Below are 25,898 nucleotides of genomic sequence, written 5' to 3'. Positions count from 1 at the left end.
TTCAAAAGCACTAAATTTTTAAGTTAGTGCTTTTATCATTTGGAGTGATGGTAATGAAGAGAAAAGTATCTTTTTTAGATGTTAATTTGGTTAAGAACTTCTGGGGGCATTTATCCATATTGTTAGCAATTTTTGGAGGCATTGTATTATTTATTGATGATACACCTTTAAAAGAACGATGGATTTATCCGGTAATCTTATTTTTTATATTAGTAATTTGGTATATGGTTCTATGGTGGAGAGCATCAAATTTAAAAGATATTGAATTAAAAATTGACAACACAACTATCTCTGTAGTTACAGGAGATTTATTTGAACAAGATGGGTTAAAAGTTATCGCATTTAATGAATATTTTGATACACAAGTAGATGATAAACTTATCTCTAAAAAATCATTAAATGGTATTTTTATTGAAACGCAAATAGGCTCTGATTTAGAAAAGCTAGATAATCATATTCAAGGTTATGATTTTAGAGATGAAAATATTTTAGAAGAAAATACCCAACGTATTGCAGGTAAAGAACGAAGATACAAAATAGGTACAATATGCGTATATGAAGATTATTTATTAACAGCGTTTTCAAAGTTTAATAATAAAAATCAAGCATATTTGACAATGCCAGAATATTTAGAGTTTTTAATTAAATTTTGGGATGAAATCAATGTGGTTTATGCTCAAAGAAGTGTATCTGTTCCTATATTTGGTTCAGGAATAACCAGAATTAAGGAACACAAAAACATTACTGATGAAGAGTTGTTAAAAATTATGCTTTGGACATTTAGAATAAGTGAAACCAGATTTAAGTACCCAGCACAGTTAAAGATTGTTATTCACCCAGATAAAATTGATACAATCAACTTATTTGAAATTAAATCAATGCAAAATGGAATCTAGCATATTTTATAAAAATGCCGCCTGAAATTTTTCAGACGGCATTCCACCTGTCCCCTTAATCCAATTCACACATTTTTCGTAAAAATCCCTCCGTTTCCGACCGTTTGCCTGCTCGATCATCATCGACTTCTTGAGCATTTTGCTTTGCCTGATAGATATAACTAAGAGCCCCCACTTTCACCAAAATTTTTGCAAAAACCTTTGGGTAAGCGGTAGAATCAGAGTGATTGTTAAATAATGCAAGGAGATGGGGATGAAACTTGGGATTGTCGGTACGGGAATGATTGTGCGGGATTTAATGCAAACTTTGCACAAGGTTCGGCTGGAGCAGTTGGCGATTTGGGGGCGGGATCAGGCAAAAACCGCGCAGTTTGCCGCTGAACAGGGCATTTCGCAGGTTTTTGCTGATTACGAGGCAATGTTAAATTCCGATTTGGATACGATCTATATCGCTCTACCGAATCATCTTCATTTTTCTTTTGCCAAGCCGGCGCTGGAAGCGGGCAAAAACGTGATTATGGAAAAACCGATCACCTCAAATACGGATGAATTTAATCAATTAAGACAACTGGCTCAAACCCAAGGCGTGATTTTAATTGAAGCGGTTACGGTACATTATCTGCCTGCTTATCTTGCGATTCGGGAAAAAGTGGCGGAGCTGGGCGAGATTAAAATCGTCAGTCTGAATTACAGCCAGTATTCCAGCCGTTATGACCGTTTCAAAGCGGGCGAAACGTTACCGGTGTTTGACCCGCAAAAATCGGGCGGCGCATTGATGGATCTCAATGTTTATAACGTGCATTTTGCGGTAGGGCTGTTCGGCAAACCGCAAAGCTGCACCTACGCCGCGAATATTCAGCGCGGCATTGATACCAGCGGTATTTTGCTGTTGGATTATCCGCAATTTAAAGCGGTTTGTATCGGCGCAAAAGACTGCGCCGCACCGGTTATGCTCTCTATTCAAGGCGATAAAGGCAATATCACCGTACCAATGCCGGCGAATGCGATGAACCGTTTCACTTACACCCCGAATCAAGGCGAAGCGCAACATTTTGAGTTCGGCGATGCGCATCGTATGCTCCCTGAATTCGAACGGTTTGTGGAAATTATCGACCGTAAAGACTTTGCCCAAGCGGAAAAAATGCTGGATATTTCGGCGGCGGTCAGCGAAGTGCTTGAACAAGCGAGAAAAGGAGCGGGAATCAGGTTTGCCGGGGAGTGAAATAACCATAAAACTATATCTATTTCAATATTGGTAGAGGCGGGGCTTGTGCCCGCCCGAAATACCTGTGATTTTAACGGGCGGGCACAGGACCCGCCTCTACGTCTGGCTTTGTTATAATCAGAGAGGCAAAGCCTCTGAATTATGCGTAACCACGTACGGCTTATGCCGTGCGTGGATCTTGATACAACGCTTTGGCGTGGAAAGCGATATGCTCACCGATAAAAGTCGCAATAAAATAATAGCTGTGATCGTAGCCTTGGCGTAAATAATATTCACAAGCCACATGATGTGCCCGGCAAGCGTCTAAAAACAGTTCCGGACGCAGTTGTTCCGTTAAGAAACTGTCTTTATCCCCTTGATCGATACGGATCGGCAAACGCGTTTCCGCATTCACTAATGCGGTCGCATCATATTGTGTCCACTGCGTTTGATTATCGCCTAAATAGTGTTGAAAGGCTTTTTGCCCCCAAGGTACCTGAGTCGGTGCAACAATTGGGGCAAATGCGGATACACTGCTATAGCGTTGCGGATTTTTTAGCGCAATGGTTAATGCGCCGTGTCCGCCCATTGAATGTCCGCTAATTGCCTGTTTACCATTAACAGGGAAATGTTCCGCGATTAACACAGGCAATTCATTCACAATATAATCATACATTTGATAATGTTTTGCCCAAGGCTGTTGAGTAGCATTGAGATAAAAACCTGCGCCTTTGCCGAGGTCGTAACTTTCATTGTCCGCCACATCATCGCCGCGCGGGCTGGTGTCCGGTGCGACAATAATCACTTTATGTTGCGCCGCATAGCGTTGTGCGCCTGCTTTGGTAATAAAATTTTGCTCGGTACAGGTTAAACCGGAAAGCCAGTAGAGCACTGGCAATTTTTCTGTTTTTGCCTGTTCAGGTAAAAAGATGGCAAAGTTCATTGTGCAATTCAGTGTGGCAGACTGATGTTGCCACACTTGTTGCTCGCCACCGAAAGTACGAACGTTTTCTAACTGTTTCATTAGTAGTGCACCACGCTACGAATTGATTTACCTTCATGCATTAAATCAAAAGCTTCGTTAATGCGTTCAATCGGCATGGTGTGAGTGACAAACGGACGTAAACGAATAATGCCTTTCATCGCATCTTCAACCATGCCCGGTAATTGGGTTCTGCCTTTCACACCGCCGAATGCCGAACCTTTCCAGGTTCTGCCGGTAACCAATTGGAACGGACGGGTTGAAATCTCTTGTCCCGCACCTGCCACACCGATAATGATTGATTGGCCCCAGCCGCGATGCGCCGATTCCAAGGCTGCGCGCATCACATTCACATTACCGATACATTCAAAGGTATGATCGACGCCCCATTTGGTCATATCGATAATCACCTGTTGGATCGGTTTGTCGAAATCATTCGGGTTTAAACATTCCGTTGCACCAAATTCCCGCGCCAGCTCAAATTTTGCCGGGTTGGTGTCTATGGCAATAATACGTCCCGCTTTTGCCTGTTTCGCCCCTTGGATTACCGCCAAGCCGATACCGCCTAAACCAAATACCGCAACAGAATCGCCTTCTTGTACTTTTGCCGTATTGTGTACCGCACCGATACCCGTGGTTACACCGCAACCCAGTAAGCACACTTCTTCCGGATTTGCTTGCGGATTGATTTTTGCTAATGAAACATCCGCTACTACAGTATATTCACTGAAGGTTGAACAACCCATATAGTGGAAAATCGGTTGGCCGTTGTAAGAGAAACGGGTTGTGCCATCCGGCATTAAGCCTTTACCCTGTGTTTCACGCACTGATACACACAGGTTACTTTTGCCTGATTTACAGAATTCACATTCGCGACATTCCGCGGTATAGAGCGGAATTACATGATCGCCCACCGCAACACTGGTCACGCCTTCGCCCACTTCCACAACCACTCCGGCACCTTCGTGACCAAGAACCACAGGGAATACGCCTTCCGGATCAGCGCCCGATAAAGTGAAAGCGTCCGTATGGCATACGCCGGTATGAGTGATTTTTACTAATACTTCGCCTTTTTTCGGACGTTCTACATCAATTTCTACCATTTTAAGTGGTTCGTTCGGTGCAAATGCCACCGCCGCACGGGATTTAATTGTATTGCTCATAATTTTTCCTTATCACAGTAAAAAGTAGGCATAGTATAAAAGTTAGAGTAAACTCTAAGGCAAGTCTTTTTTGAGGGTTTTTATATGAACAGCCAAAAAAAATTTTATACCATTAGCCAATTAGCCGAAAAATTAGCAATTACAACACATACGTTACGCTTTTATGAGAAAGAGGGTTTATTGCCATCCGTTCAGCGTGATCAAAATGGCAACCGTCTGTTTACCCAAGCGGACGTAGAGTGGTTAGAATTATTGATGTGTCTAAAAAATACCGGAATGCCGCTTAAAGAAATTAAGCAGTTTGTGGAGTGGTTAAATTATGGCGACAGCACCATTGAACAGCGTTTGCAATTATTCCAAGCGCAAGTCACCAAAGTGGAGCAACAAATTGCCGAACTACAACGCCATTTGGAAATTCTGAAATACAAACGCCAGTTCTATCAATGCGCTAAAGAATTAGGTTCGGTGCAAGCGGTGTTGGATACCCAACTCCAGCAACAATTTGCCGAACAGAATATCTTACTGCCGGTATCGCCGTTGAGTATGGCGGAGAATGAATAAGGTTACAGAGATGTTTAAAAGCAATCCGTATTTTGTACAAATTAAGGTTTTCTATGATTATCAACACCGGCGGGCGCACCGATACCGTCCATTATTACAGTAAATGGCTGTTAAAACGCTTTGAAGAAGGCTATGTGCTGTCGCGTAATCCGCTGTTCCCGAATAAAGTTACCCGTTATGAACTGACGCCTGAAACGGTGGATTGCGTGGTGTTTTGTTCAAAGAATTACCGTCCGATTTTGCCGGATTTGCACAAAATCACCGATCGTTTTAACACCTATTTTCATTACACCATCACCGCCTACGGCAAGGATATTGAGCCGGGCGTGCCAACGGCGTGAATTTTAAATAGCTTAAACATAAAGATAAAGGCGACCGACACATTGCGGTTGTGTGGAAAGTCGTGACATTGGTGCTTACGACAGTTGTCCCAGCGGTTGCAAATATTGTTATGCCAATAAAAGTCCCGCCAAAGCCCGTGCGATGCAGCAATATCATGATCCGGATTCACCCTTATTGCTCGGACATTTGCTTGAAACGGATGTTGTCACTCAAAGCCCGCAAAAAAGCTTTTTAGCGGATCGGCAGATGGATTTGATTATACTGCGGAAGGATTAATAGCAGCATCTATCGTATCCATTACCTTTAGGTATTAAAAAATAATCAAAAAAACGGTGAGTTTTAAAATTTCATTAAAATTCACCGCACTTTTATATGATTAGTTTTTCATGGACTGCACCGGCGCCGGAATGCGTCCGCCGCGGTTAACAAACACTTCGCAGGATCCTTCTTTCACCGGCATAATCGGCGCATAACCGAGCAATCCGCCGAATTCCACGCTTTCGCCTACGTTTTTGCCGCTAACCGGAATAATGCGCACGGCGGTGGTTTTGCTGTTGATCATACCGATTGCCGCTTCGTCTGCGATAATGCCTGAAATGGTATGGGCCGGTGTCGAGCCGGGCACCGCAATCATATCCAAACCGACGGAACAAACCGCCGTCATGGCTTCCAGTTTATCCAGGGTTAAAATACCGCTTTCCGCTGCGGCGATCATACCTTCGTCTTCCGATACCGGAATAAAGGCGCCGCTTAAACCGCCTACCGCACTGGATGCCATCATACCGCCTTTTTTCACGGCGTCGTTTAACAACGCAAGGGCGGCGGTCGTACCGTGGGTACCGCAAACCGTTAAGCCCATGGTTTCAAGAATTCGCGCCACCGAATCGCCCACCGCCGGCGTCGGGGCGAGGGATAAATCCAGGATACCGAATGGAATATTCAGCATTTTTGATGCTTCCTGACCGATTAATTCGCCCACACGGGTAATTTTAAAGGCGGTTTTTTTCACCACTTCCGCCACTTCGGTTAGGCTGGTGGCATTGGAATTCGCCAAGGCTTCTTTCACCACGCCCGGACCGGAAACTCCCACGTTAATTACCGCATCCGCTTCGCCCGAACCGTGGAAAGCGCCCGCCATAAACGGATTATCTTCCACCGCATTGCAGAACACCACGATTTTGGCGCAACCAAAGCCTTCCGGCGTGATGTCCGCCGTACGTTTAATGGTTTCGCCCGCCAGTTTTACCGCATCCATATTGATACCCGCACGGGTTGAACCGATATTGATGGAGCTGCATACGATATCCGTGCTTTTCATGGCTTCCGGGATTGAACGGATTAACACTTCGTCGGAAGGCGACATGCCTTTTTGTACCAGCGCGGAAAAGCCGCCGATAAAGGATACGCCGATCGCTTTCGCTGCACGATCCAAGGTTTGTGCAATAGATACGTAAGAATCCGCTTTGGTTGCCGCGGCAATTTGTGCGATAGGGGTGACGGAAATCCGTTGATTTACAATAGGTACGCCGTATTTCGCGGAAAGGATTTTGGCGGTTTCCACTAAATCTTTGCCGATAGTGGTAATTTTGTTGTAAATATTTTGATTTAACTGAGCAATATCGTTGGTGATACAGTCGTGTAAATCAATACCGATGGTGATGGTTCGCACGTCAAAGTTTTGATCCGCCACCATTCGAATGGTTTCTAAAATTTCGCTAGATTGAATTGTCATCATTCACTCCGTTAGATCCGGTGCATTGCTTTAAAGATTTCTTCGTTTTGCAAACGAATATCTAAGGCAAGGTTTTTACTTTCTTGAGTGAAGAATTCCGCTAATTCGGGGAATGATTTGGAACATTTTGATGTGTCTACCAAGATAATCATGGTGAAGTAATCATCCATTAATTGTTGGGTGATATTCACGATATTGATTTGGTTTTCCGCAAGTATTTTTGATACGTCGTAAACGATACCGACACGGTCTTTACCGATAACGGTAATTACTGAGTTTGCCATATTTTTTCCTGTTATAAGTGAGTTAAATCGTTGAAAGTGAATTATAGCAGTTTTTGCGGCGATTGGATGAAAGTAAAAGTGCGGTAAAAAAATCTTAAATTTTTCACCGCACTTTTGATTGTCGGAATAAAGTTTACAGCCAGAATAAATAACCGATAGCCGAAACGATAATGATACAGCTTAGGTTTATTTTATATGACCGCAACATATCGCGCTGTTTGACCATTCCGGTACTGAACACAATGGCATTCGGCGGCGTCCCCACCGGCATCATAAAGGCGCAGGAAGCGCCCAAACCGATAATTAATGCAAAACCGAGCGGCGACATATTGAGTGATTCGGCAATGGAAATAAAAATCGGTACTAATAACGCCGCACTGGCGGTATTTGAAGTGAATTCCGTGAGTAACACGATAAAGGAGGCAATAATTAAGCAGATAATGTAGTAATGTTTGCCTTCAATAATGGCGACAATGCCGTCCGCCATAATTTTACTCGCACCGGTATGGGTTAATACGGCGCTTAGGGTCAAACCGCCGCCGAAGAGATATAATACGCCCCATTCGGTGTGATGCTGAATTTGTTCCCAGTTCACAACTCGGCAGATACAAAGTAATAATGCGGCAGAAACGCCGACGATACTGTCAAAGCTTGCAATTTTACCGCCTAATCCTAGCAAGCTTGCTATGTAGGGGTTAATTTCCGATCCTAAAACCCATAATAAGGCGACAAGAACGAAAATACTCAGGGTGATAATTCGCGGAGTAGTTAATTGGATTTGCTCGAATTGGTAATCAAAGGTTTGATTAAATTTCGGTCTGAAATTAAAGTAAAGCAAGCCGATCACAATCGGGAACAGCAATAACATGACCGGTACGCCGTATTTTACCCAGTCTGCAAAAGTTAAATTTACTTGTGAGGCGGCAATCGCATTCGGCGGACTGCCGACTAAGGTTCCCATACCGCCGATACTTGCACTGTAAGCAATACCTAATAGCACGAACACATAAGTGTTATGCTCTTTTTCTCTGTCCATATTACTCATAATCCCCATGGCGAGCGGAATCATCATGGCGGCAGTGGCGGTATTGCTCATCCACATAGATAAAAAAGCGGTAGCAAAGAATAAAAATAAGACGGCGACACACAGATTGCCTTTTGCCATCGTCATAATTTTATTGGCGATCAAGCGATCAATTTTTTGAATGTGTAACGCAGCGGCTAAGGCAAATCCACCGAAAAACAGAAAGATGGTAGGGTCGGCGAAAGCCACTAACGCTTCTTTGGTGGAGAACAATCCCAAGCCGATAGTTAAAATAGGAACAAAAAGAGCGGTGATGGTAACGTGTAAGGCTTCGGTGAGCCAAAGAACAGCAACAAAAGCTAACAGGGAAAGTCCTTTTCTTGGCGCTTCATCAAAGGGGAGAACATTTAATAAAATAAAAAATAACGTAATATCTGCAATAAGAATAATCATATTGCGGCGGTTTTTACTTGATTCGTTTTCTTGCGTATCCGTACTCATTTTGTACCTCTGTGTATTAATGAAAAGTCTTCTCCTATAAGGTCAGAAGAAGACTTAATTTATGATAAAAATCATGGAAAAGTATCCGCAATCCGTATAACGGATCGTTTTTCTTTTCGGGAATGCCGGCATAGCCAAGGTTCAAAAAAACTATTTTTTTGACCGCACTTTTGATTAAACATCGTAAGTGCCCATAATTTCCGCTTTTGCTAAAATGTGTCCCTGCATAGCAAAGTGCAACTCATTAAATTTAAAACCCGGCTGTAAGTCTAATTTCGTATCTAAAGCATAAACAAAAAGCTCGTAGCGATGCAGGCAGTTTGGCGGTGCCATGCCGCCGTAAGCCGAAGCCTCGGTAATATCAAGTTTAGCTAAAACACTGGACCAGGAATTGGCACCCTGAATGAAATCCGTCGCCGTTTGGCTTTCGTTTTCCAAAACGGAGGTGCGTTCTAAATTAGCAATTAACCAATGGATCCAAACAAATCCGCTGGCGGTAACGGCATCTTTATCTTCTAATACCACGGCAAAAGATTTAGTGCCTTCCGGCGCCCCTGTAATTTCAAAAGGAATGGAATAACTCGGCATACCGTTCGGTGTAAACTGTGAGCCCCGTTTACCGTATTTATCTTCAAAAGCGCCGTTTTTAATGGCGGAACTGGTTACTTTCATAGATACCTCCGTTAAAATGAAATGATGTTTTAAATTGCCACAGTTAAATCATAATGGCAAGTTAAAGAGGATTAAAAAGGACAAAAATATGCCTGTTGTTGATAAGTTCCATCATAACAGAGATTTTGTTAGATTATTATTCAATAAAAGAGGAAATTAAAAAATAAAACAAAGCCTTTTATATCGTAAAGCGGGCTAAACTTTGTTATTATCAGCCAACATTTTCATCTCTTAGGAGAAAAAGCTTATGCATTGCCCATTTTGTTCAACAGAAGAAACCAAGGTTATTGACAGCCGTTTGGTTTCAGATGGCTATCAGGTTCGTCGTCGTCGTGAATGCACGAAATGTCATGAGCGTTTTACCACCTTTGAAACGGCTGAATTAGTGGTGCCTAAAATTATCAAAAATAACGGTATGCGTGAACCTTTTAATGAAGATAAATTACGCCGCGGCATCCAGCATGCGCTGGAAAAACGCCCGGTAAGCGCCGATGACGTAGAAAAGGCAATCGGTCATATTACTCATCAGTTACGGGCAACCGGCGAACGAGAAGTGCCGAGTAAATTAGTGGGCTCTTTGGTAATGGAAGAGCTGAAAAAACTGGATAAAGTGGCGTATATTCGTTTTGCTTCGGTTTATTTAAGTTTTGAAAATATTAACGAGTTCAGTAACGAAATTGAAAAGTTAAAGGATTAAACATGAGCGGATTTACCGAACAAGATCGCGCATTTATGCAACTAGCCATTGAATTAGCTGAAAAGGGGCAATTTACTACTACCCCTAATCCGTCCGTCGGTTGTGTTTTAGTGAAACAGGGTGAAATCGTCGGTAAAGGTTTTCATTTTAAAGCGGGCGAACCTCATGCGGAGGTTATGGCTATGCGCGAGGCGGGGAAAAACGCAAAAGGCGCCACCGCTTATGTAACTCTTGAGCCTTGTTCCCATTTCGGGCGTACGCCGCCGTGTGCGAAAGGGTTAATTGAAGCCGGCGTGGTTAAAGTGATTGCGGCAATGGAAGATCCGAATCCTTCTGTTGCCGGTCAAGGGCTGAAAATGTTACAACAGGCGGGGATTGAAACTGCGGTAGGGTTATTACAAGAACAAGCGGAGCGGTTAAATCGCGGTTTTTTAAAACGTATGCGAACTGGGCTACCCTATGTGCAATTGAAAATGGCAATGACAATTGACGGCAGAACCGCCACATCGACTGGTGAAAGCCAGTGGATTACCGGTGAATCGGCACGCATTGACGTGCAACAGGAGCGAGCAAAGGCTTCCGCTATTTTATCGGCTAGCGGTACGGTGCTGGCTGATAACCCAAGTTTAAATGTGCGCTGGGAGCAATTTCCCGAACAGTTAAAAGTAGATTATAAAAAAGAAACGGTGCGCCAGCCGGTACGTGTGATTATTGATTCTAAACAGCAAATTTCATCTCAGCTTAATCTGTTTAAGATAGATTCGCCTGTTTGGTTGGCGGGTATACAACCGCGGGATCTTACGGATTTTCCTGCGAATTGCGAAATTATCTGTTTAACGCCTGAAAAGGAACAAAGCTTACTGCAAGCCTTGATGATAGAATTAGGCAAACGCCAAATTAATTCCGTTTGGGTAGAAGCGGGTGCTAAATTGGCGGGGGCGTTAATCGAGCAGAATTTAGTGGATGAATTGGTGTTATATATAGCGCCTAAATTATTGGGTGATGAAGCAAAAGGCCTATGTCATTTGCCGCATTTAACTAAATTAGCGGATGCGCCTTTATGGCGGCTCCAATCCATGGAAAAAGTGGGTGATGATATTAAAATGATTTACATGAGGAAGTAATCAATAATGCTAAAGAAAATTATTCAGTCCGCTGTTATCGGTTTAGCTTGTGCGGGTTTTATATTAGCGGTATTACCTCGTTTTTCTTCAACCGGACAACCGTTTTATTCCGGCGAAGACGTGGTTTTATCTTTTAAAAATGCGGTACGTGCCGCCTCGCCTGCAGTGGTGAATGTTTATAATCAATCATTATCTTCTTCCAGTGTTGATGAGAAATTTCAAGTCAATAATCTGGGATCGGGTGTGATTATGTCGAAAGACGGCTATATTCTGACTAATATGCACGTTATTCAAAATGCCGATCAAATTGTAGTGGCTTTACAAAACGGCGCTTTATTTGAAGCCACATTGATTGGTACGGATAAATTGACTGATCTCGCAGTATTAAAAATTCGTGCGGATAACCTGACCACCATTCCGCAAAATCCGGATCGTTCGATTCATGTGGGCGATGTTGTGCTGGCTATCGGTAATCCTTACAACTTGGGACAAAGTGTTTCCCAGGGTATTATCAGCGCCACTGGTCGCAATGCTATTGGAGATTCGGTAGGACGCCAAAACTTTATCCAAACCGATGCTTCGATTAACCGGGGAAATTCGGGGGGCGCTTTAATTAACTCAGTGGGTGAATTAGTGGGTATCAGCACATTAAGTTTCGGCAAGGATCCTTCGGATGTCGCAGAAGGATTAAATTTTGCCATTCCGATGAATATCGCCAATGACGTGTTGCAAAAGATTATCCGTGACGGTCGTGTTATCCGCGGTTTTTTTGGTGTGCAAAGCGATATTATCTTTAACGACGGTTCCGATTCCGAGCCGGGAGTTAAAGTAAAAAGTGTGGTAAGCAACGGTCCTGCGGCGAAAGCCGGTATTCAGCCGAATGACGTTATTTTGGAATTCAACGGTGAAAAAGCGAATTCGCCGGCGCAAATGATGCAGGTTATCAGCAACGTCCGTCCGGGAAGTGTGGTGAAGGTGTTGATTGAACGTGCCGGTAACCAGTTAGAATTGCCGGTAAAAATTGAAGAATTCCCCGATACTCTGCCGCAATAACCCAAAAAATTGAGCGACATTTATGTCGCTCAATTTTTATCAAAAGTGCGGTAAAAAATTCGCAAATTTATACCGCAGTTTGAAATAAGTATAGGTTGTAGACGATATAACAGACAAAAAAACAATAAACCTTCAAATCGGTTGATTTTCCCCGCTTTTTTGCTTCTGCCGAAACCTAATCCGAAGATTAATAAGGCGACTGTCAGTACGGACATTACCAGCATATCTCGGTTAAAGACTTCAGGCCCTATTTGCATCGGCGAAATCACACCGGCAATTCCTACAACCGCAAGTGTGTTAAATAAATTAGAACCGATGATATTGCCGACGGCTAAATCTACCTGATCCTTTTTTGCCGCTGCTAAGGAGGAGGCGAGCTCCGGCAATGATGTGCCGACCGCGACAATAGTTAAACCGATAACTAAGTCGCTGACACCGAAATAATGGGCGAATTCAACGGCTCCCCAAACTAATAACTGAGAACTGGTCATTAATAATACCAGACCTACGAGTAACCACATAAGCGCCTGTTTTAAGCTCATCTCTTCCTGTTCGGCCAATTCTTCCGTAATTTCTCGAGCCAGACTGTCATTTTTGTTTTTTAACCCGTTTATGATCGACCAACTCATATAAATAAAGAAAATAAATAATAAAACAAAGGCATCTAATCGGGAAACTTCGTTATCATAGATTAACAGGGCGGAAATTGCGGTAATGAAAATAAGCATTGGCAATTCCTGTTTTAACGCTTGTGAATTTACCGCTAAAGGTGAAATGAGGGCGGTTAACCCCAGAATTAACGCAATATTGGTAATATTTGAGCCGTAAGCATTTCCCAGCGCAATGCCCGGATTGCCGTTTAATGCGGAAAGCGCGGAGACAATCATTTCCGGCGCGGAAGTACCAAAACCGATAATAACGATACCGATTAAAAGTTGAGGCATACCGAAAGCGCGCGCCGTGGCGGTGGCTCCGTCAACAAAACGATCCGCCGACCAGATTAACAGAATTAAACCGCCGATAATGGCAAGAGAAGGAAGATACATAAGAGATCCTAAATCAATAAAACGAACGGGAATTATATATAGAATGATAAAAATTGAATAGGGTTGCGAAGAAATAAAAGCGGGACGTTAGAAAAACAAAAGCCCGCAAAAAGGGCGGGCAAAAAAATCTTTTGGCTGATACACTACACTTTTATAAAAGGAGACAAATAAAAGTAACCAAAAGAGAATTTGGCTCCTCCTGCTGGACTTGAACCAGCGACATACGGATTAACAGTCCGCCGTTCTACCGACTGAACTAAGGAGGAATTATTCTGTAACATTAAGGTCTGTTTATAAAAGATGGACAAACCTTGGGGTATCGAATTAAGTAGGTGGCGAATAATAAAGGGAAGTCCGCTTATTGTCAACTGTCAATTAGAAAAATTTTTAAAATTTCCGGCGAAAATTTTCTATCCACAAAATCTGTGGATAACTCTGTGAGTTATTCTTTAAGAAGTTGGCTAAACCCTGATGAAAACAGGGGTTTTACTATTTTAACAATAAATTGGTTGTAAAATATCATTTTCTTATTTATCAATAAGTTATGAAAATTCCACAAATTTTTTTAAAAAATTTTTCATTTTTGTGAAGCTTTCTTATTGACAAATGTAAGTCTGTGTAAAACTTACATTTTTACTCCCTGAATTTGTGATGAATTTATGTTAAACTAAGCCCGTCATTACGGTTCTTAATTCTTTAACTCGGCAGATTATTTATGTCACATAAAATCAATTCGAAACCCTTTATTCTGCATTCCGAATTTAAACCTTCGGGCGATCAGCCTCAAGCTATAGAAATATTGGCGGAAAATTTAAATGACGGGCTTGCTCATCAAACCCTGCTCGGTGTGACCGGTTCGGGAAAAACCTTTACCATCGCCAATGTGATCGCAAAGCTTAACCGCCCGGCGATGTTACTTGCTCCGAATAAAACTTTGGCAGCTCAGCTTTATGCGGAGATGAAAGCTTTCTTTCCGGAAAATGCCGTGGAATATTTTGTTTCTTATTATGATTATTACCAGCCTGAGGCTTATGTGCCGAGTAGCGATACATTTATCGAAAAAGACGCTTCCATTAATGATCAAATCGAACAAATGCGCCTGTCCGCTACAAAATCATTCCTTGAACGCCGTGACACTATTGTTGTGGCTTCCGTTTCCGCTATTTATGGTTTAGGTGATCCGGATTCCTATTTAAAAATGATGCTGCATTTGCAAACGGGGGCGATTATCGATCAGCGTCAAATTTTAGCCCGTTTAGCCGAATTGCAATATACCCGCAACGATCAGGCTTTTCAGCGCGGTACTTTTCGGGTGCGAGGTGAAATTATTGATATTTTCCCGGCCGAATCCGATGAGCGGGCGGTACGAATCGAATTATTCGACGATGAAATTGAGCGCTTAAGCTTATTTGACCCGTTAACCGGTACCGGTTTTGGTACAGTGCCGAGATTTACCGTTTACCCGAAAACTCATTATGTAACGCCGAGAGAACAAATTTTAGATGCCATTGAAAAAATCAAATCGGAGCTAGCGGATCGCCGGGAATATTTCATTAAAGAAAACAAATTATTGGAAGAACAGCGAATTACCCAGCGTACTCAGTTTGATATAGAAATGATGAACGAATTGGGTTATTGCTCCGGGATCGAAAATTATTCCCGCTACCTATCCGGTCGGAATGAGGGGGAGCCACCGCCTACCTTATTTGATTATATGCCTTCCGATGCTTTGCTGGTTATTGATGAGTCTCATGTCACGGTGCCGCAAATCGGCGGTATGTACCGCGGTGACCGTTCGCGTAAAGAAACGCTGGTAGAATACGGCTTTCGTCTGCCTTCCGCATTGGATAACCGACCGCTGCGTTTTGAAGAATTCGAACGTTTGGCGCCGCAGACTATTTATGTTTCGGCAACGCCCGGACCTTACGAATTGGAAAAATCAGGTACGGAAATTATCGACCAGGTGGTACGCCCGACGGGCTTGCTTGATCCGGAAATTGAAATCCGTCCGGTTTCTATTCAGGTAGACGATTTGCTGTCCGAAGCCCGTCAGCGTGCGGATCGCAATGAGCGAGTACTGGTAACTACATTGACTAAGCGCATGGCGGAGGACCTTACCGATTATTTGGATGAACACGGCATAAGAGTGCGTTATTTGCATTCCGATATCGACACCGTGGAACGGGTGGAAATTATCCGCGATTTACGTTTAGGCGAATTTGACGTGTTGGTAGGAATCAACTTATTAAGGGAAGGACTGGATATTCCGGAAGTGTCGCTGGTTGCCATTCTTGACGCGGATAAAGAAGGTTTCTTGCGTTCCGAACGTTCGTTAATTCAAACTATCGGTCGGGCGGCGCGTAATTTAAAGGGCAAAGCCATTCTTTATGCGGATCGTATTACCAATTCCATGGAAAAGGCAATCACCGAAACTAACCGCCGTCGTGAAAAGCAAATGAAATATAATGAGGAACACGGCATTACGCCGCAAGGATTAAATAAAAAAGTGGGCGAGTTATTGGATATAGGTCAGGGTGGTTCGAATAAATCAAGAAACAAACAGCGTAGCCAAAAAGCGGCCGAGCCTGCGACAACTTATGCAATACCGATGACTGCGAAAGAATATCAGCAACAAATTAAGAAACTTGAACAGCAAATGTATAAATTTGCGCAGGATTTGGAATTTGAAAAAGCGGCCGCAATTCGTGACCAATTGCATAAATTAAGGGAACAATTTGTCGAAAACGGTTAAAAAGTGCGGTTAAAATTTCCGGATTTTTGTATAAAAAGCAAACGGCATTCGATGATTTTGAATGCCGTTTTTTTGTTTATTGCGGCTGGTTACTTAAAATGCCGTTCACCCAGCGTTCAATCAGTAGTTTGCTTTGTTCGTTGGAACCGAAACGGATAAAGTCAATATCAATGATCTTAGGATTAGCCGGCACATGCATGCCCGGATAATATTGCGCATGAATATTTGCCGGCAGTTGATAGGAATCCGCTTCGCGCCAATGCACTTCCTGCGCTTCCGGCGTTAATGCCCAATCGGTGAATAATTTGGCGTTATCTAAATTGCGGGCGCCTTTAATAATGCTGGTTGCCCCTAAAGTATAAGCGGTTCCTTCGCAAGGATAAACGCCTTCAACCGGAGCGCCTTTTTCTTTTTCCCGAACGTAAGTGTGGAAAAAACTGATGTCCACGGCGACTTCGCCGCTTGCCAGATTGCTGGTCGCCAGCCCGCTTTTAGTATATTGCGCAATGTTTTTATTTAATTTGGCTAAGAAATCAAAGGCTTTTTCTTCCCCCCAAAGGGAAACCAAGGCAATTAAGAAAGAATAACCGGTACCGGATACACGGGGATCTGCATATTGAATTTGGTTCTTGAAGCGGGGATCGAGCAAATCGGCAAAACATTTGGGCGGCTCGATATTGAGCGAGGCTAATTTCTTACTGTTTATGCCCATACTGAGTTCCATTAGATAAATAACGGAAGTGTATTCGCCACGTTTTTCAGTGAGATCTTTAAATATCGGCAAAATATCTTTTTGGTTAGGCGAACGGTATTTTTCCAGCAAACCTAAATCCGCCGCCTGCAAATGCGGTTCGAGGGTTCCGCCATACCAAATGTCTCCTTGCGGATTATCTTTTTCCGTTTTAATTTTGCCTAATACCGTACCTGTACTGTTACGTACAAACTGGGTTTTCACATTATATTTTTTTGAAAAAGCTTGCGCGACTTTTTCGCAGGTCGTGTTTTGTACGCTGCAATAAATATTGAGTTTGCCTTCAGCCTGTGCGCCGGAGGGAAGAAATAAGGATAATCCGCATAAAAGTGCGGTCGATTTTATCAAAGTTTTGAGAGGATGTGATGATAGTAAAGTTGTCATTGATCTGCTCCTTGACTAGTGAAAACAAAACAACCAACACTTAAACGAAAGAGTTCTCAATAGATTGATTAGTTTCCTACGCCAGTGTTAACTGTATCAGGTTCACGGGTATTTTCTCAGCTAATTTAAGCACCCCGACTAACGGCGATAACTATAAAAGGTTTCCTTTTATTTGTAAATGAGGTCGGAGGATTGCATTGACAAATGCCATACAGACAATATAATCCCCTGTAAAAATAAACAGATAAAACGGTAAATTGATGGATATTTCAGAATTACTCGACGGATTAAACGATAAACAACGTGAAGCTGTAGCGGCGCCGCTTGGAAATTATCTTGTGTTGGCCGGTGCCGGCAGCGGTAAAACCAGAGTGCTAACGCACCGAATCGCTTGGTTAATTGCCGTTGAAGGAATTTCTGAAGGCAGTATCATGGCAGTAACCTTTACCAATAAAGCGGCGGCGGAAATGCGCCAGCGTATTGAATCCACCCTTTCACAACATTCTTCCCGCCGTTTGTTCGGTATGTGGGTGGGCACTTTTCACAGTATTGCCCACCGATTATTGCGTGCTCATTATCTGGATGCGAATTTACCGCAGGATTTCCAAATTCTGGACAGCGAAGATCAGCTACGTTTACTGAAACGCCTGCTTAAACTACATAATTACGATGAAAAAATGTTTCCCGCAAAACAGGCTTGTTGGTATATCAATAATAAAAAAGATGACGGATTACGCCCTCACCAAATTGATGATAATAACGATAAACAAGAGCGTGAATGGATTAATATTTATCGCATTTATCAGGATACCTGCGATCGAGCCGGATTAGTGGATTTTGCGGAAATTCTATTGCGTGCCTACGAATTATTCCTCAAAAAACCGGTAATTCTGCAGCGTTATCGGCAACGTTTCCAGCAAATTTTAGTGGACGAATTTCAGGATACCAACAAAATTCAATATGCCTGGATTCGATTGCTGGCGGGCGAGACCGGCAATGTTATGATTGTGGGTGATGACGATCAATCCATTTATGGTTGGCGCGGTGCGCAAGTTGAAAATATTCAGCGTTTTTTAGATGATTTCCATAAAGCGAAAACCATTCGTTTAGAACAAAATTATCGTTCTACGGGCAATATTCTGCAATCGGCAAACCAGCTTATTTCCAATAACAGTAACCGTTTGGGAAAAGATCTTTGGACCGAGGGCGACAAAGGCGAACCCGTCGGTATTTATGCCGCATTTAACGAATTGGATGAAGCTTTGTTTGTTTCTTCTCAAATTAAAATCTGGCAGGAAGACGGCGGCGAACTCAATGATTGTGCGGTGTTATATCGCAGTAACAGTCAGTCCCGCGTGATTGAAGAGGCTTTGATTCGCGCGCAAATTCCTTATCGGATTTATGGCGGTATGCGGTTCTTCGAGCGTCAGGAAATTAAAGATGCGTTGGCGTATTTGCGTTTGATTGCGAATCGGCAGGATGACGCCGCTTTTGAACGGGTTATCAATACGCCGACACGCGGTATTGGCGATCGCACTTTAGATGTGTTGCGTAATCTTACCCGCGAGCGGGAAATTACCTTATGGCAAGCCACTCAGTTAGCTATCGGTGAAAATAAACTGGCGGGACGTTCGGCAACGGCATTACTGCGCTTTTGCGAATTAATTAATTCCTTGGCGCAGGAAACGGAAGAAATGCCTTTATTTGCGCAAACGGATTTTGTCATTAAGCATTCCGGTTTATATGAAATGTATAAACAGGAAAAAGGCGAAAAAGGTGAGGTTCGTATTGAAAACCTGGAAGAACTGGTTTCCGCAACGCGGGAATTCATCAAACCTGATGATGCGGAAGATATGTCGGATCTAAGCGCCTTTTTAACGCATGCATCTCTTGAGGCCGGTGAAGAGCAGGCATCTCCTCATCAATCCTGTGTGCAAATGATGACTTTGCATTCGGCTAAAGGTCTGGAATTTCCGCGGGTGTTTATGGTCGGCGTAGAAGAAGGCTTATTCCCTAGCTTTATGTCTTTAGAAGAACCGGGGCGTTTGGAAGAAGAACGCCGTTTGGCTTATGTGGGGATCACCCGGGCAAAACAGAAATTGACTATTTGCTATGCGGAAAGTCGCCGATTATACGGCAAAGAAGAGCGTCATATTCCGTCCCGTTTTATCAATGAATTACCGCAGGAATGTATTCAGGCGGTTCGTTTGCGGGGTACGGTTACCCGCGCTTACAATCAAAGTGCGGTCGGTTCTGTGAAAATTTCACCGTTAAACGACAGCGGTTGGAAAACCGGGCAAAAAGTGAAACACGGCAAATTCGGCACGGGAACGGTGATTAATGTTGAAGGCTCGGATAATAACACCCGTTTGCAAATCGCGTTCCAGGGGCAGGGGATCAAATGGTTAATTGCGCATTTGGCAAATTTAGAAAAGCTTTAGGGATTATTTAAATCTTTTTTCTATATCCTCGGCTTCTTTTCTTCTCGGGGAGACTTTGCAATCAAGTTCTTATATGCTAATGTTTTGTTCGACGATTGCTGTTTTATTATTAATTATTGACATTGACGGCGCTGTCGGTTGAAGCGCCCGATAATTTAATTTCGCGGGGTATTTTCATTATTTAAGGTCTTTATGCTTTAAAACTTAGGTAAAGCAAACTCCTGCCAAACCCCTCCATACCCCCTAATAAGAAAATATGCTTATCTTTGGTGCGGGTATTGTCATAGAAACGAAAAAATCACCGCACTTTTCATAATTACAACCTAACGAGAAATTTTATGTTTAAGTTTATTCTCAAACGTATTTTGATGGTTATTCCTACTTTTTTAGCCATCACGTTGGTTACGTTTGCACTGGTTCATTTTATTCCCGGCGATCCTGTCGAAATCCGTATGGGAGAGCGGGGCGTTGATCCTATCGTTCATGCGCAAATGATGGAGCAAATGGGGTTGAACGATCCTTTACCCGAACAATATCTAAATTATATAAAAGGCGTTGTACAAGGAGATTTCGGTCGTTCATTCCGTAATAATGAACCGGTTTTGAAAGAATTCTTCACTCTTTTCCCCGCTACTGTAGAACTGGCGTTTTTTGCCTTGCTATGGTCGTTAATTGCCGGGATTTTTCTTGGGGTTATTGCCGCGGTAAAAAAAGACAGCTGGATCTCCCACACGGTGACGGCGTTATCGCTGACCGGTTATTCCATGCCTATTTTTTGGTGGGGACTTATCCTTATTCTCTATGTTTCTAATTTCTTGGGATTGCCCGCCGGCGGACGTTTGCCCGATGAATACTGGATCGATTTCAATACCGGCTTTATGCTGATTGATACCTGGAATTCCGGCGAGCCGGGCGCATTTGTTGCGGCAATCAAATCCCTAATTCTGCCTGCTGTTGTGTTAGGCACAATCCCGCTTGCGGTAGTTACCCGGATGACGCGTTCCTCCATGCTGGAAGTGTTAGGAGAGGATTATATCCGCACCGCTAAAGCCAAAGGTTTAAGCACGACAAGAATTGTGATTGTGCATGCGTTACGTAACGCATTGATTCCCGTTATTACGGTGGTAGGGCTGATTGTGGGGCAGTTATTGTCCGGCGCGGTGCTTACGGAAAACATTTTCTCATGGCCGGGTATCGGCAAATGGATTATTGATGCTATTAACGCCCGCGATTATCCTGTATTACAGGGTTCCGTATTGATTATTTCAACGATTATTATCGTCGTTAATTTACTTGTTGATGTTATTTATGGCGTGGTGAACCCGCGTATTCGCCATAATTAGGAAATTTTAATGACTACTGAAATCACTTCATCTACACCTCAAACACCATTGCAAGAGTTTTGGTATTATTTCAGACAAAATAAAGGCGCCGTTATTGGTTTGACATTTATTGCAGCGGTCTTTTTTATCTGTGTTTGTGCGCCTTTTGTTTCGCCTTATGATCCTATTGCGCAACACCGTGATGCATTATTATTGCCGCCCGCCTGGATGGAAAACGGATCGCTTTCTTATTTCTTAGGCACGGACGATATCGGGCGCGATATTCTTTCCCGCATTATTTATGGTGCCCGATTATCGGTTTTTATCGGTTTATTGATTGTTATACTGTCCTGTATTTTCGGTGTAATTTTAGGCGTGCTGGCGGGCTATTACGGCGGATTATTAGATGTTATCGTCATGCGTTTGATGGATATTATGATGGCGATTCCAAGTTTGTTGTTAACCATCGCATTAGTAACTATTTTAGGGCCCTCGTTATTTAATGCCGCCATTGCTATCGCTATTGTGTCCGTACCGAGTTATGTGCGGTTAACGCGCGCTTCCGTATTAAACGAAAAAAACCGGGATTACGTAGTGGCTTCCCGTGTTGCGGGAGCCGGCGTTTTACGGCTTATGTTTATTGTTATTCTGCCAAATTGTTTAGCGCCATTAATTGTGCAAATGACTATGGGTATTTCCAATGCGATTCTTGAATTGGCGGCATTAGGCTTTTTAGGCATCGGCGCCCAACCGCCTACGCCGGAATTAGGTACAATGCTTGCAGAAGCCCGCAGTTTTATGCAGGCGGCAAGCTGGTTGGTGACTATTCCCGGGGTTGCAATTTTATTATTGGTTTTAGCGTTTAACTTAATGGGCGACGGTTTGCGCGACGCTCTTGATCCAAAATTAAAACAGTAAGGAGCGGATAATGTCATTATTAAATGTAAACCAACTTTCCGTTCATTTTGGTGATGGAAAAGCCCCTTTTAAAGCGGTAGATCGTATTAGTTATTCGGTCAATAAGGGCGAAGTGTTGGGCATTGTGGGGGAATCCGGTTCCGGTAAATCCGTCAGTTCTCTGGCAATTATGGGGTTGATTGATTATCCGGGGCGGGTATCCGCAGAAGCTTTATCTTTTGACGGCGTGGATTTGTTAAGTTTAAATGAAAAACAAAAACGAAAAATAGTAGGTGCCGATGTGTCGATGATTTTTCAGGATCCTATGACCAGCCTAAATCCTTGTTATACCGTGGGTTATCAGATTATGGAAGCGCTGAAGGCACATCAGGGCGGCAGCAAAAAAGAATGTCGAGAACGAACCGTCGAGTTATTAAAATTGGTCGGTATTCCCGCTCCCGAGTCCCGTTTAGATGTTTATCCGCACCAACTTTCCGGTGGAATGTCGCAACGGGTGATGATTGCCATGGCGATCGCCTGTAAACCTAGATTATTAATTGCCGACGAACCGACAACGGCACTGGACGTAACTATTCAGGCACAAATCGTCGATTTGTTGTTAACTTTGCAAAAGCAAGAAAATATGGCATTGATTCTGATCACTCATGATCTGGCGTTAGTAGCGGAAGCCGCCCATCGTATTATTGTGATGTATGCCGGACAGGTAGTCGAAGAAGGGCGGGCGGAAGAAATTTTCAAACGGCCGAAACATCCTTATACCCAGGCACTATTGCGTTCGTTGCCCGAATTTGCCGAAGGTAAATCCCGATTGCAGTCTTTACAGGGTGTCGTACCGGGAAAATACGACAGGCCACAAGGCTGTTTATTAAATCCTCGTTGCCCTTACGCAACGGAACATTGCCGTCGGGTTGAACCGGATTTGATTCAATTGGGTGAAGGCAAGGTAAAATGCCATACCCCGTTAAACGCACAAGGAGAACCGAGCAATGTCTGAATCGATAAAACAAGCGACACCATTGCTTGAGGCCGTAAATCTAAAAAAATATTATCCGGTCAAAAAAGGTCTGTTTGCTAAACCTCAACTGGTTAAAGCCTTAGATGGCGTATCTTTTTGTTTGGAAAAAGGGCAAACCTTGGCGGTGGTAGGCGAGTCCGGCTGCGGTAAATCCACCTTAGGGCGCCTGTTGACCATGATCGAAACGCCCACTGACGGCGAGCTTTATTATAACGGTCAAAACTTTTTGGAAAATGATAAAACTACACAAAAACTGCGCCGTCAAAAGATTCAGATTGTGTTCCAAAACCCTTATGGTTCTTTGAATCCGCGAAAAAAAATCGGTTCTATTTTAGAAGAACCGCTGGTGATTAATACGGACTTGACGGCGCTACAGCGCAAAGCCCGGGTACTGGAAATTATGGCAAAAGTAGGGCTGCGGGCGGAATTTTATCATCGTTATCCTCATATGTTTTCCGGCGGGCAACGTCAGCGTATCGCCATTGCCCGCGGGTTAATGTTGCAGCCTGATATTGTGGTTGCCGATGAACCTGTTTCCGCGTTAGATGTTTCGGTGCGCGCTCAAGTGCTGAATTTGATGATGGATTTACAGAAAGAAATGGGCTTGTCTTATGTGTTTATTTCTCACGATCTTTCCGTTGTAGAACATATTGCGGATCAGGTTATGGTGATGTATTTAGGGCGTTGTGTCGAACAGGGAAGAGTTGAGGCGATTTTTAAAAATCCCCGCCATCCTTATACGCAGGCGCTTCTTTCCGCCACACCTAGATTATCGCCAAAATTGCGTTCGGAACGAATCAAATTAGAAGGTGAATTGCCAAGTCCGCTCAATCCGCCAAAAGGTTGTGCTTTCCATACGCGTTGTCGTTTAGCGACAGAACGTTGTAAACAGGAACAACCTTTATTGAAAGATTATTCCGACGGTACGCGAATTGCCTGTTTTATGGTGGAATAATCCGGCTGATTAAGTATGAAAAGCATATATTGTTAAACTATATGCTTTTTTAAAGTGCGGTTATTTTTTGGCAAATTTTAATACGGGTTCCGCTAATCTCATTTTTACGTAGTATAATTAGCACATCCGCCAGTTCTAATACATTTTCTGTTTTTATGAGCCGCTAATATGAAAACCGATTTTCTTTCGTCGCTGATATTTTCCGTCGGTGTTACCCTGCCTACAATTTTGCTGCTTATTCTTGGTATGCTGATTCGTAAAAAGAAAATGATCGATGATCGTTTTTGTGAGCAGTCAACAAAAGTCGTCTTTAATATTACTTTACCTGTCTTGTTATTTTTCAGTGTGTATGGAAAGCACGTGGATTATATTTCGCAAATGGCGGTATTGTCGGTGGGTATTATCGGGACTATCAGTTTGTTTTTATTAGCCGAACTGTTTGCCGCCAGATTTATTGCCGAAAAACGGGAGCGCGGCACCTTTGTTCAGGCGATTTACCGCGGAAACAGCGGGATTTTAGGTTTGGCTTTTTGTATCAGCGCATTCGGCGATAGCGCAGCGGTGCCGGCGTCCATTTATTCGGCGGCGGTGATTTTTTTATATAATATATTGGCTGTTATTACCTTAACCCGTTCACTTTCTACAGGCTCCGTCAGTGTCGTGAGCATTATGAAAGGGGTGATTAAAAATCCGTTAATTATTGCTATTTTGTTCGCCTTACTTGCAAATAGTATCTCTTTGGAATTACCGGCTCCGTTGCTTTCTACCGGCAATTATTTAGCTAATATGACTTTACCCTTAGCCTTGATTTGTACCGGAGCAACCATTGATTTGTCGGTATTTTCCAATAAAACCTCAAACGTTGTGCTAATGGGAAGCCTCGGGCGGTTAGTTGTTACGCCGGTTTTCATGATACTAATCGGCAAGGTTTTCGGGTTAGACGGTATGCTTTTAGGTGTGGTGGCATTAATGAATACGACTCCGGTGGCTTCTGCCGCTTATGCAATGGTTCGCGCAATGGGCGGTAATTCTGTGACGGTTGCCAATATTATCGGCATTACCACTGTCGGTTCAATGATAACTTCTTCATTAATGCTATTAATATTATCTCAAGCAGGTTGGATTTAATGGGAAAAGTGCGATCACCAAATTCCCCTCTTCTTTAATAAAGCAAGGGGAATATGGGGAAGCTTCAACAATTTATCTCAGGCTAATTTTCACCCCTAACCGTTCACCTGAATTCAACCGCTTATTGATTCTCGCGCTTTCTACGCAAACCATTGTCTGATAACCCGTTTCACTCATACCGCCCGTCGGCTTATGCCATGGGTTCCAAACCACAATATCGCTTGCATTAATATGTTCTACATTGATTTTACGGTTTAATTGATTATCCTGAATTAAGGTTGCGCCAAGTTCGGCGGAATAAACGCAATCCACTAATTCGCCGATGGTTCTCGGCGAAGGAACATTTTCTTCCGTTTGAGTTAAGGAGTTAAAAACGCGGGTTGGCAAGTTATATAATTCCAGCTGACGAATATCGCCCACCCGAAAGTAAGTATGTAAGGCTGCTTGGGCGTTTTCTTCCGCGTAATTCGTAAAGGTAATTTCGCATTCTCCGGTGAAGACGAATTGTATTTTGGCAATAATCAGCCGTTGTTCTGAAAATAATGAAAATTCCAACTGCACTTTTTCAGCGGAAACTTCATAATCGCTAAGTTGCCATAAACTGATTCGGGCAAATCCGTGTGAAGGCGTACCGGCATTATTAAACCAAGGATAACAAATAGGAATGCCGCCTCTGATTGCGGTACCGAGTTTGAACGGCTCGATTTCACTTAACCAAAGTACATCTTGTGGGCAGTAGGCGGGTTTCCAACTAAACAGATGTGCGCCTTGCAAGGCGATTTCCGCTTGTCCGACGGCGTGGTTGAGCTTAATTACCGGAATTTCATTATATTGATGTAAGCTTATAGCCGGCGTTATTTGTTTAATTAATTTAGATTCCATAAAATTTCCTTTTTGTTCATTGGGTTTGATACAATATAGCGCAAATTTTATAGGGAAAGATAATCGAAT

At 43.1% G+C, this 25,898-nt stretch carries 23 protein-coding genes, 1 tRNA gene, 1 pseudogene and 1 riboswitch; of the genes and pseudogenes, 15 read left to right on the top strand and 10 right to left on the bottom strand.

Features of this window, described 5'->3' with window-relative positions; all coding sequences use genetic code 11:
* Positions 1–53 precede the first annotated feature (53 nt).
* Positions 54–896: a macro domain-containing protein gene (locus A4G13_RS04545; protein WP_176752355.1), complete on the top strand. Its 843-nt coding sequence runs from the start codon at positions 54–56 to the stop codon at positions 894–896.
* Between the two features lie 253 nt (positions 897–1,149).
* Positions 1,150–2,118 (top strand): Gfo/Idh/MocA family protein, encoded by a 969-nt coding sequence (locus A4G13_RS04540; protein WP_165898019.1) that lies wholly within the window; start codon positions 1,150–1,152, stop codon positions 2,116–2,118.
* 163 nt (positions 2,119–2,281) lie between these two features.
* Here A4G13_RS04540 and fghA read toward each other — a convergent pair whose 3' ends face one another.
* Together fghA and A4G13_RS04530 are read right to left on the bottom strand one after the other, a co-directional pair.
* The gene (gene fghA, locus A4G13_RS04535; RefSeq protein ID WP_090656370.1) at positions 2,282–3,124 is read right to left on the bottom strand and encodes an S-formylglutathione hydrolase; all 843 of its coding nucleotides are present in this window, start codon (positions 3,122–3,124) and stop codon (positions 2,282–2,284) included.
* The gene (locus A4G13_RS04530) at positions 3,124–4,233 is read right to left on the bottom strand and encodes an S-(hydroxymethyl)glutathione dehydrogenase/class III alcohol dehydrogenase (protein WP_090656440.1); all 1,110 of its coding nucleotides are present in this window, start codon (positions 4,231–4,233) and stop codon (positions 3,124–3,126) included. Before A4G13_RS04530 ends, fghA begins: the two co-directional genes overlap by 1 nt.
* Positions 4,234–4,329: 96 nt before the next feature.
* Between A4G13_RS04530 and A4G13_RS04525 the strand changes: the two genes are divergently transcribed.
* Genes A4G13_RS04525 through A4G13_RS10500 form a run of 3 tightly spaced genes read left to right on the top strand, consistent with a single transcriptional unit; the run spans position 4,330 to position 5,424 of the window.
* The gene (locus tag A4G13_RS04525) at positions 4,330–4,806 is read left to right on the top strand and encodes a MerR family transcriptional regulator (protein ID WP_090656373.1); all 477 of its coding nucleotides are present in this window, start codon (positions 4,330–4,332) and stop codon (positions 4,804–4,806) included.
* Positions 4,807–4,859: 53 nt separating this feature from the next.
* A complete protein-coding gene (locus A4G13_RS10505; protein WP_207945326.1) occupies positions 4,860–5,147 on the top strand; it encodes a DUF1848 family protein in 288 nt (95 codons plus the stop codon).
* A 52-nt stretch (positions 5,148–5,199) separates the two neighbouring features.
* Entirely contained in the window at positions 5,200–5,424 is a 225-nt protein-coding gene (locus A4G13_RS10500; RefSeq protein WP_207945325.1) for a hypothetical protein, read from the top strand.
* Between the two features lie 100 nt (positions 5,425–5,524).
* Here the strand turns inward: A4G13_RS10500 and A4G13_RS04515 are convergent, their stop codons facing one another.
* The 4 genes from A4G13_RS04515 to A4G13_RS04500 all read right to left on the bottom strand — a co-directional run bounded on the left by A4G13_RS04515 (position 5,525) and on the right by A4G13_RS04500 (position 9,361).
* Positions 5,525–6,880, bottom strand: coding sequence for a PFL family protein (locus A4G13_RS04515; protein ID WP_090656376.1), 1,356 nt, complete (start codon positions 6,878–6,880; stop codon positions 5,525–5,527).
* A gap of 11 nt (positions 6,881–6,891) precedes the next feature.
* Complete coding sequence (locus tag A4G13_RS04510; RefSeq protein WP_011200553.1) at positions 6,892–7,164, bottom strand: ACT domain-containing protein; 273 nt, start codon at positions 7,162–7,164, stop codon at positions 6,892–6,894.
* Positions 7,165–7,297: 133 nt separating this feature from the next.
* The gene (locus A4G13_RS04505; RefSeq protein ID WP_090656379.1) at positions 7,298–8,689 is read right to left on the bottom strand and encodes a DASS family sodium-coupled anion symporter; all 1,392 of its coding nucleotides are present in this window, start codon (positions 8,687–8,689) and stop codon (positions 7,298–7,300) included.
* 174 nt (positions 8,690–8,863) lie between these two features.
* Positions 8,864–9,361: a YbhB/YbcL family Raf kinase inhibitor-like protein gene (locus tag A4G13_RS04500; RefSeq protein WP_011200550.1), complete on the bottom strand. Its 498-nt coding sequence runs from the start codon at positions 9,359–9,361 to the stop codon at positions 8,864–8,866.
* 247 nt (positions 9,362–9,608) lie between these two features.
* On the opposite strand from A4G13_RS04500, the gene nrdR reads away from it, so the two are divergent.
* The 3 genes from nrdR to degS are packed head-to-tail and all read left to right on the top strand — an operon-like array spanning position 9,609 to position 12,235.
* Positions 9,609–10,058, top strand: coding sequence for a transcriptional regulator NrdR (gene nrdR, locus A4G13_RS04495; RefSeq protein WP_090656382.1), 450 nt, complete (start codon positions 9,609–9,611; stop codon positions 10,056–10,058).
* Between the two features lie 2 nt (positions 10,059–10,060).
* Positions 10,061–11,182: a bifunctional diaminohydroxyphosphoribosylaminopyrimidine deaminase/5-amino-6-(5-phosphoribosylamino)uracil reductase RibD gene (gene ribD, locus A4G13_RS04490; protein ID WP_090656383.1), complete on the top strand. Its 1,122-nt coding sequence runs from the start codon at positions 10,061–10,063 to the stop codon at positions 11,180–11,182.
* A gap of 6 nt (positions 11,183–11,188) precedes the next feature.
* A complete protein-coding gene (gene degS / locus A4G13_RS04485) occupies positions 11,189–12,235 on the top strand; it encodes an outer membrane-stress sensor serine endopeptidase DegS (RefSeq protein WP_011200547.1) in 1,047 nt (348 codons plus the stop codon).
* A gap of 67 nt (positions 12,236–12,302) precedes the next feature.
* Here the strand turns inward: degS and A4G13_RS04480 are convergent.
* A pseudogene (locus A4G13_RS04480) lies at positions 12,303–13,281 on the bottom strand (calcium/sodium antiporter).
* A 190-nt stretch (positions 13,282–13,471) separates the two neighbouring features.
* A tRNA-Asn gene (locus tag A4G13_RS04475) sits at positions 13,472–13,547 on the bottom strand.
* 449 nt (positions 13,548–13,996) lie between these two features.
* Here A4G13_RS04475 and uvrB point away from each other — a divergent pair.
* Positions 13,997–16,033: an excinuclease ABC subunit UvrB gene (uvrB, locus tag A4G13_RS04470; RefSeq protein ID WP_090656386.1), complete on the top strand. Its 2,037-nt coding sequence runs from the start codon at positions 13,997–13,999 to the stop codon at positions 16,031–16,033.
* A gap of 76 nt (positions 16,034–16,109) precedes the next feature.
* On the opposite strand, the gene A4G13_RS04465 is transcribed toward uvrB, so the two are convergent.
* A complete protein-coding gene (locus A4G13_RS04465; protein ID WP_090656389.1) occupies positions 16,110–17,168 on the bottom strand; it encodes an ABC transporter substrate-binding protein in 1,059 nt (352 codons plus the stop codon).
* A gap of 56 nt (positions 17,169–17,224) precedes the next feature.
* A riboswitch (TPP riboswitch) is annotated at positions 17,225–17,315 on the bottom strand.
* A 113-nt stretch (positions 17,316–17,428) separates the two neighbouring features.
* On the opposite strand from A4G13_RS04465, the gene uvrD reads away from it, so the two are divergent.
* The 6 genes from uvrD to A4G13_RS04435 all read left to right on the top strand — a co-directional run bounded on the left by uvrD (position 17,429) and on the right by A4G13_RS04435 (position 24,947).
* The gene (gene uvrD, locus A4G13_RS04460) at positions 17,429–19,609 is read left to right on the top strand and encodes a DNA helicase II (RefSeq protein WP_090656392.1); all 2,181 of its coding nucleotides are present in this window, start codon (positions 17,429–17,431) and stop codon (positions 19,607–19,609) included.
* 338 nt (positions 19,610–19,947) lie between these two features.
* A complete protein-coding gene (locus A4G13_RS04455; protein WP_090656395.1) occupies positions 19,948–20,952 on the top strand; it encodes an ABC transporter permease subunit in 1,005 nt (334 codons plus the stop codon).
* Between the two features lie 9 nt (positions 20,953–20,961).
* On the top strand, positions 20,962–21,849 hold the full coding sequence (locus tag A4G13_RS04450) for an ABC transporter permease subunit (protein ID WP_090656398.1): 888 nt from the start codon (positions 20,962–20,964) through the stop codon (positions 21,847–21,849).
* 10 nt (positions 21,850–21,859) lie between these two features.
* On the top strand, positions 21,860–22,843 hold the full coding sequence (gene dppD, locus A4G13_RS04445; RefSeq protein WP_090656401.1) for a dipeptide ABC transporter ATP-binding protein: 984 nt from the start codon (positions 21,860–21,862) through the stop codon (positions 22,841–22,843).
* On the top strand, positions 22,836–23,819 hold the full coding sequence (locus A4G13_RS04440; protein WP_090656404.1) for a peptide ABC transporter ATP-binding protein: 984 nt from the start codon (positions 22,836–22,838) through the stop codon (positions 23,817–23,819). Before dppD ends, A4G13_RS04440 begins: the two co-directional genes overlap by 8 nt.
* A 168-nt stretch (positions 23,820–23,987) precedes the next feature.
* Positions 23,988–24,947 carry an AEC family transporter gene (locus A4G13_RS04435; RefSeq protein ID WP_090656406.1) on the top strand — a complete coding sequence of 320 codons (960 nt, stop codon included), beginning with the start codon at positions 23,988–23,990 and terminating at the stop codon, positions 24,945–24,947.
* A 72-nt stretch (positions 24,948–25,019) separates the two neighbouring features.
* On the opposite strand, the gene A4G13_RS04430 is transcribed toward A4G13_RS04435, so the two are convergent.
* The gene (locus A4G13_RS04430; RefSeq protein WP_090656408.1) at positions 25,020–25,829 is read right to left on the bottom strand and encodes a D-hexose-6-phosphate mutarotase; all 810 of its coding nucleotides are present in this window, start codon (positions 25,827–25,829) and stop codon (positions 25,020–25,022) included.
* Positions 25,830–25,898: the final 69 nt, after the last annotated feature.

Origin of the sequence: Basfia succiniciproducens, from assembly GCF_011455875.1 — a bacterium.
Taxonomy (GTDB): Bacteria; Pseudomonadota; Gammaproteobacteria; order Enterobacterales; family Pasteurellaceae; genus Basfia; species Basfia succiniciproducens.
The sequence above is the reverse complement of the archived record's forward strand: the minus strand, read 5'-3'. Positions and strand labels throughout refer to the sequence as shown.

Excerpts from the sequence above, each read along its gene's own strand:
- A4G13_RS04545 (WP_176752355.1), top strand. The coding sequence starts at position 54 with ATGAAGAGAAAAGTATCTTTTTTAGATGTTAATTTGGTTAAGAACTTC.
- A4G13_RS04540 (WP_165898019.1), top strand. The coding sequence starts at position 1,150 with ATGAAACTTGGGATTGTCGGTACGGGAATGATTGTGCGGGATTTAATG.
- fghA (WP_090656370.1), bottom strand. The coding sequence starts at position 3,124 with ATGAAACAGTTAGAAAACGTTCGTACTTTCGGTGGCGAGCAACAAGTG.
- A4G13_RS04525 (WP_090656373.1), top strand. The coding sequence starts at position 4,330 with ATGAACAGCCAAAAAAAATTTTATACCATTAGCCAATTAGCCGAAAAA.
- A4G13_RS10505 (WP_207945326.1), top strand. The coding sequence starts at position 4,860 with ATGATTATCAACACCGGCGGGCGCACCGATACCGTCCATTATTACAGT.
- A4G13_RS04515 (WP_090656376.1), bottom strand. The coding sequence starts at position 6,880 with ATGACAATTCAATCTAGCGAAATTTTAGAAACCATTCGAATGGTGGCG.
- A4G13_RS04510 (WP_011200553.1), bottom strand. The coding sequence starts at position 7,164 with ATGGCAAACTCAGTAATTACCGTTATCGGTAAAGACCGTGTCGGTATC.
- A4G13_RS04505 (WP_090656379.1), bottom strand. The coding sequence starts at position 8,689 with ATGAGTACGGATACGCAAGAAAACGAATCAAGTAAAAACCGCCGCAAT.
- A4G13_RS04500 (WP_011200550.1), bottom strand. The coding sequence starts at position 9,361 with ATGAAAGTAACCAGTTCCGCCATTAAAAACGGCGCTTTTGAAGATAAA.
- nrdR (WP_090656382.1), top strand. The coding sequence starts at position 9,609 with ATGCATTGCCCATTTTGTTCAACAGAAGAAACCAAGGTTATTGACAGC.
- ribD (WP_090656383.1), top strand. The coding sequence starts at position 10,061 with ATGAGCGGATTTACCGAACAAGATCGCGCATTTATGCAACTAGCCATT.
- degS (WP_011200547.1), top strand. The coding sequence starts at position 11,189 with ATGCTAAAGAAAATTATTCAGTCCGCTGTTATCGGTTTAGCTTGTGCG.
- uvrB (WP_090656386.1), top strand. The coding sequence starts at position 13,997 with ATGTCACATAAAATCAATTCGAAACCCTTTATTCTGCATTCCGAATTT.
- A4G13_RS04465 (WP_090656389.1), bottom strand. The coding sequence starts at position 17,168 with ATGACAACTTTACTATCATCACATCCTCTCAAAACTTTGATAAAATCG.
- uvrD (WP_090656392.1), top strand. The coding sequence starts at position 17,429 with ATGGATATTTCAGAATTACTCGACGGATTAAACGATAAACAACGTGAA.
- A4G13_RS04455 (WP_090656395.1), top strand. The coding sequence starts at position 19,948 with ATGTTTAAGTTTATTCTCAAACGTATTTTGATGGTTATTCCTACTTTT.
- A4G13_RS04450 (WP_090656398.1), top strand. The coding sequence starts at position 20,962 with ATGACTACTGAAATCACTTCATCTACACCTCAAACACCATTGCAAGAG.
- dppD (WP_090656401.1), top strand. The coding sequence starts at position 21,860 with ATGTCATTATTAAATGTAAACCAACTTTCCGTTCATTTTGGTGATGGA.
- A4G13_RS04440 (WP_090656404.1), top strand. The coding sequence starts at position 22,836 with ATGTCTGAATCGATAAAACAAGCGACACCATTGCTTGAGGCCGTAAAT.
- A4G13_RS04435 (WP_090656406.1), top strand. The coding sequence starts at position 23,988 with ATGAAAACCGATTTTCTTTCGTCGCTGATATTTTCCGTCGGTGTTACC.
- A4G13_RS04430 (WP_090656408.1), bottom strand. The coding sequence starts at position 25,829 with ATGGAATCTAAATTAATTAAACAAATAACGCCGGCTATAAGCTTACAT.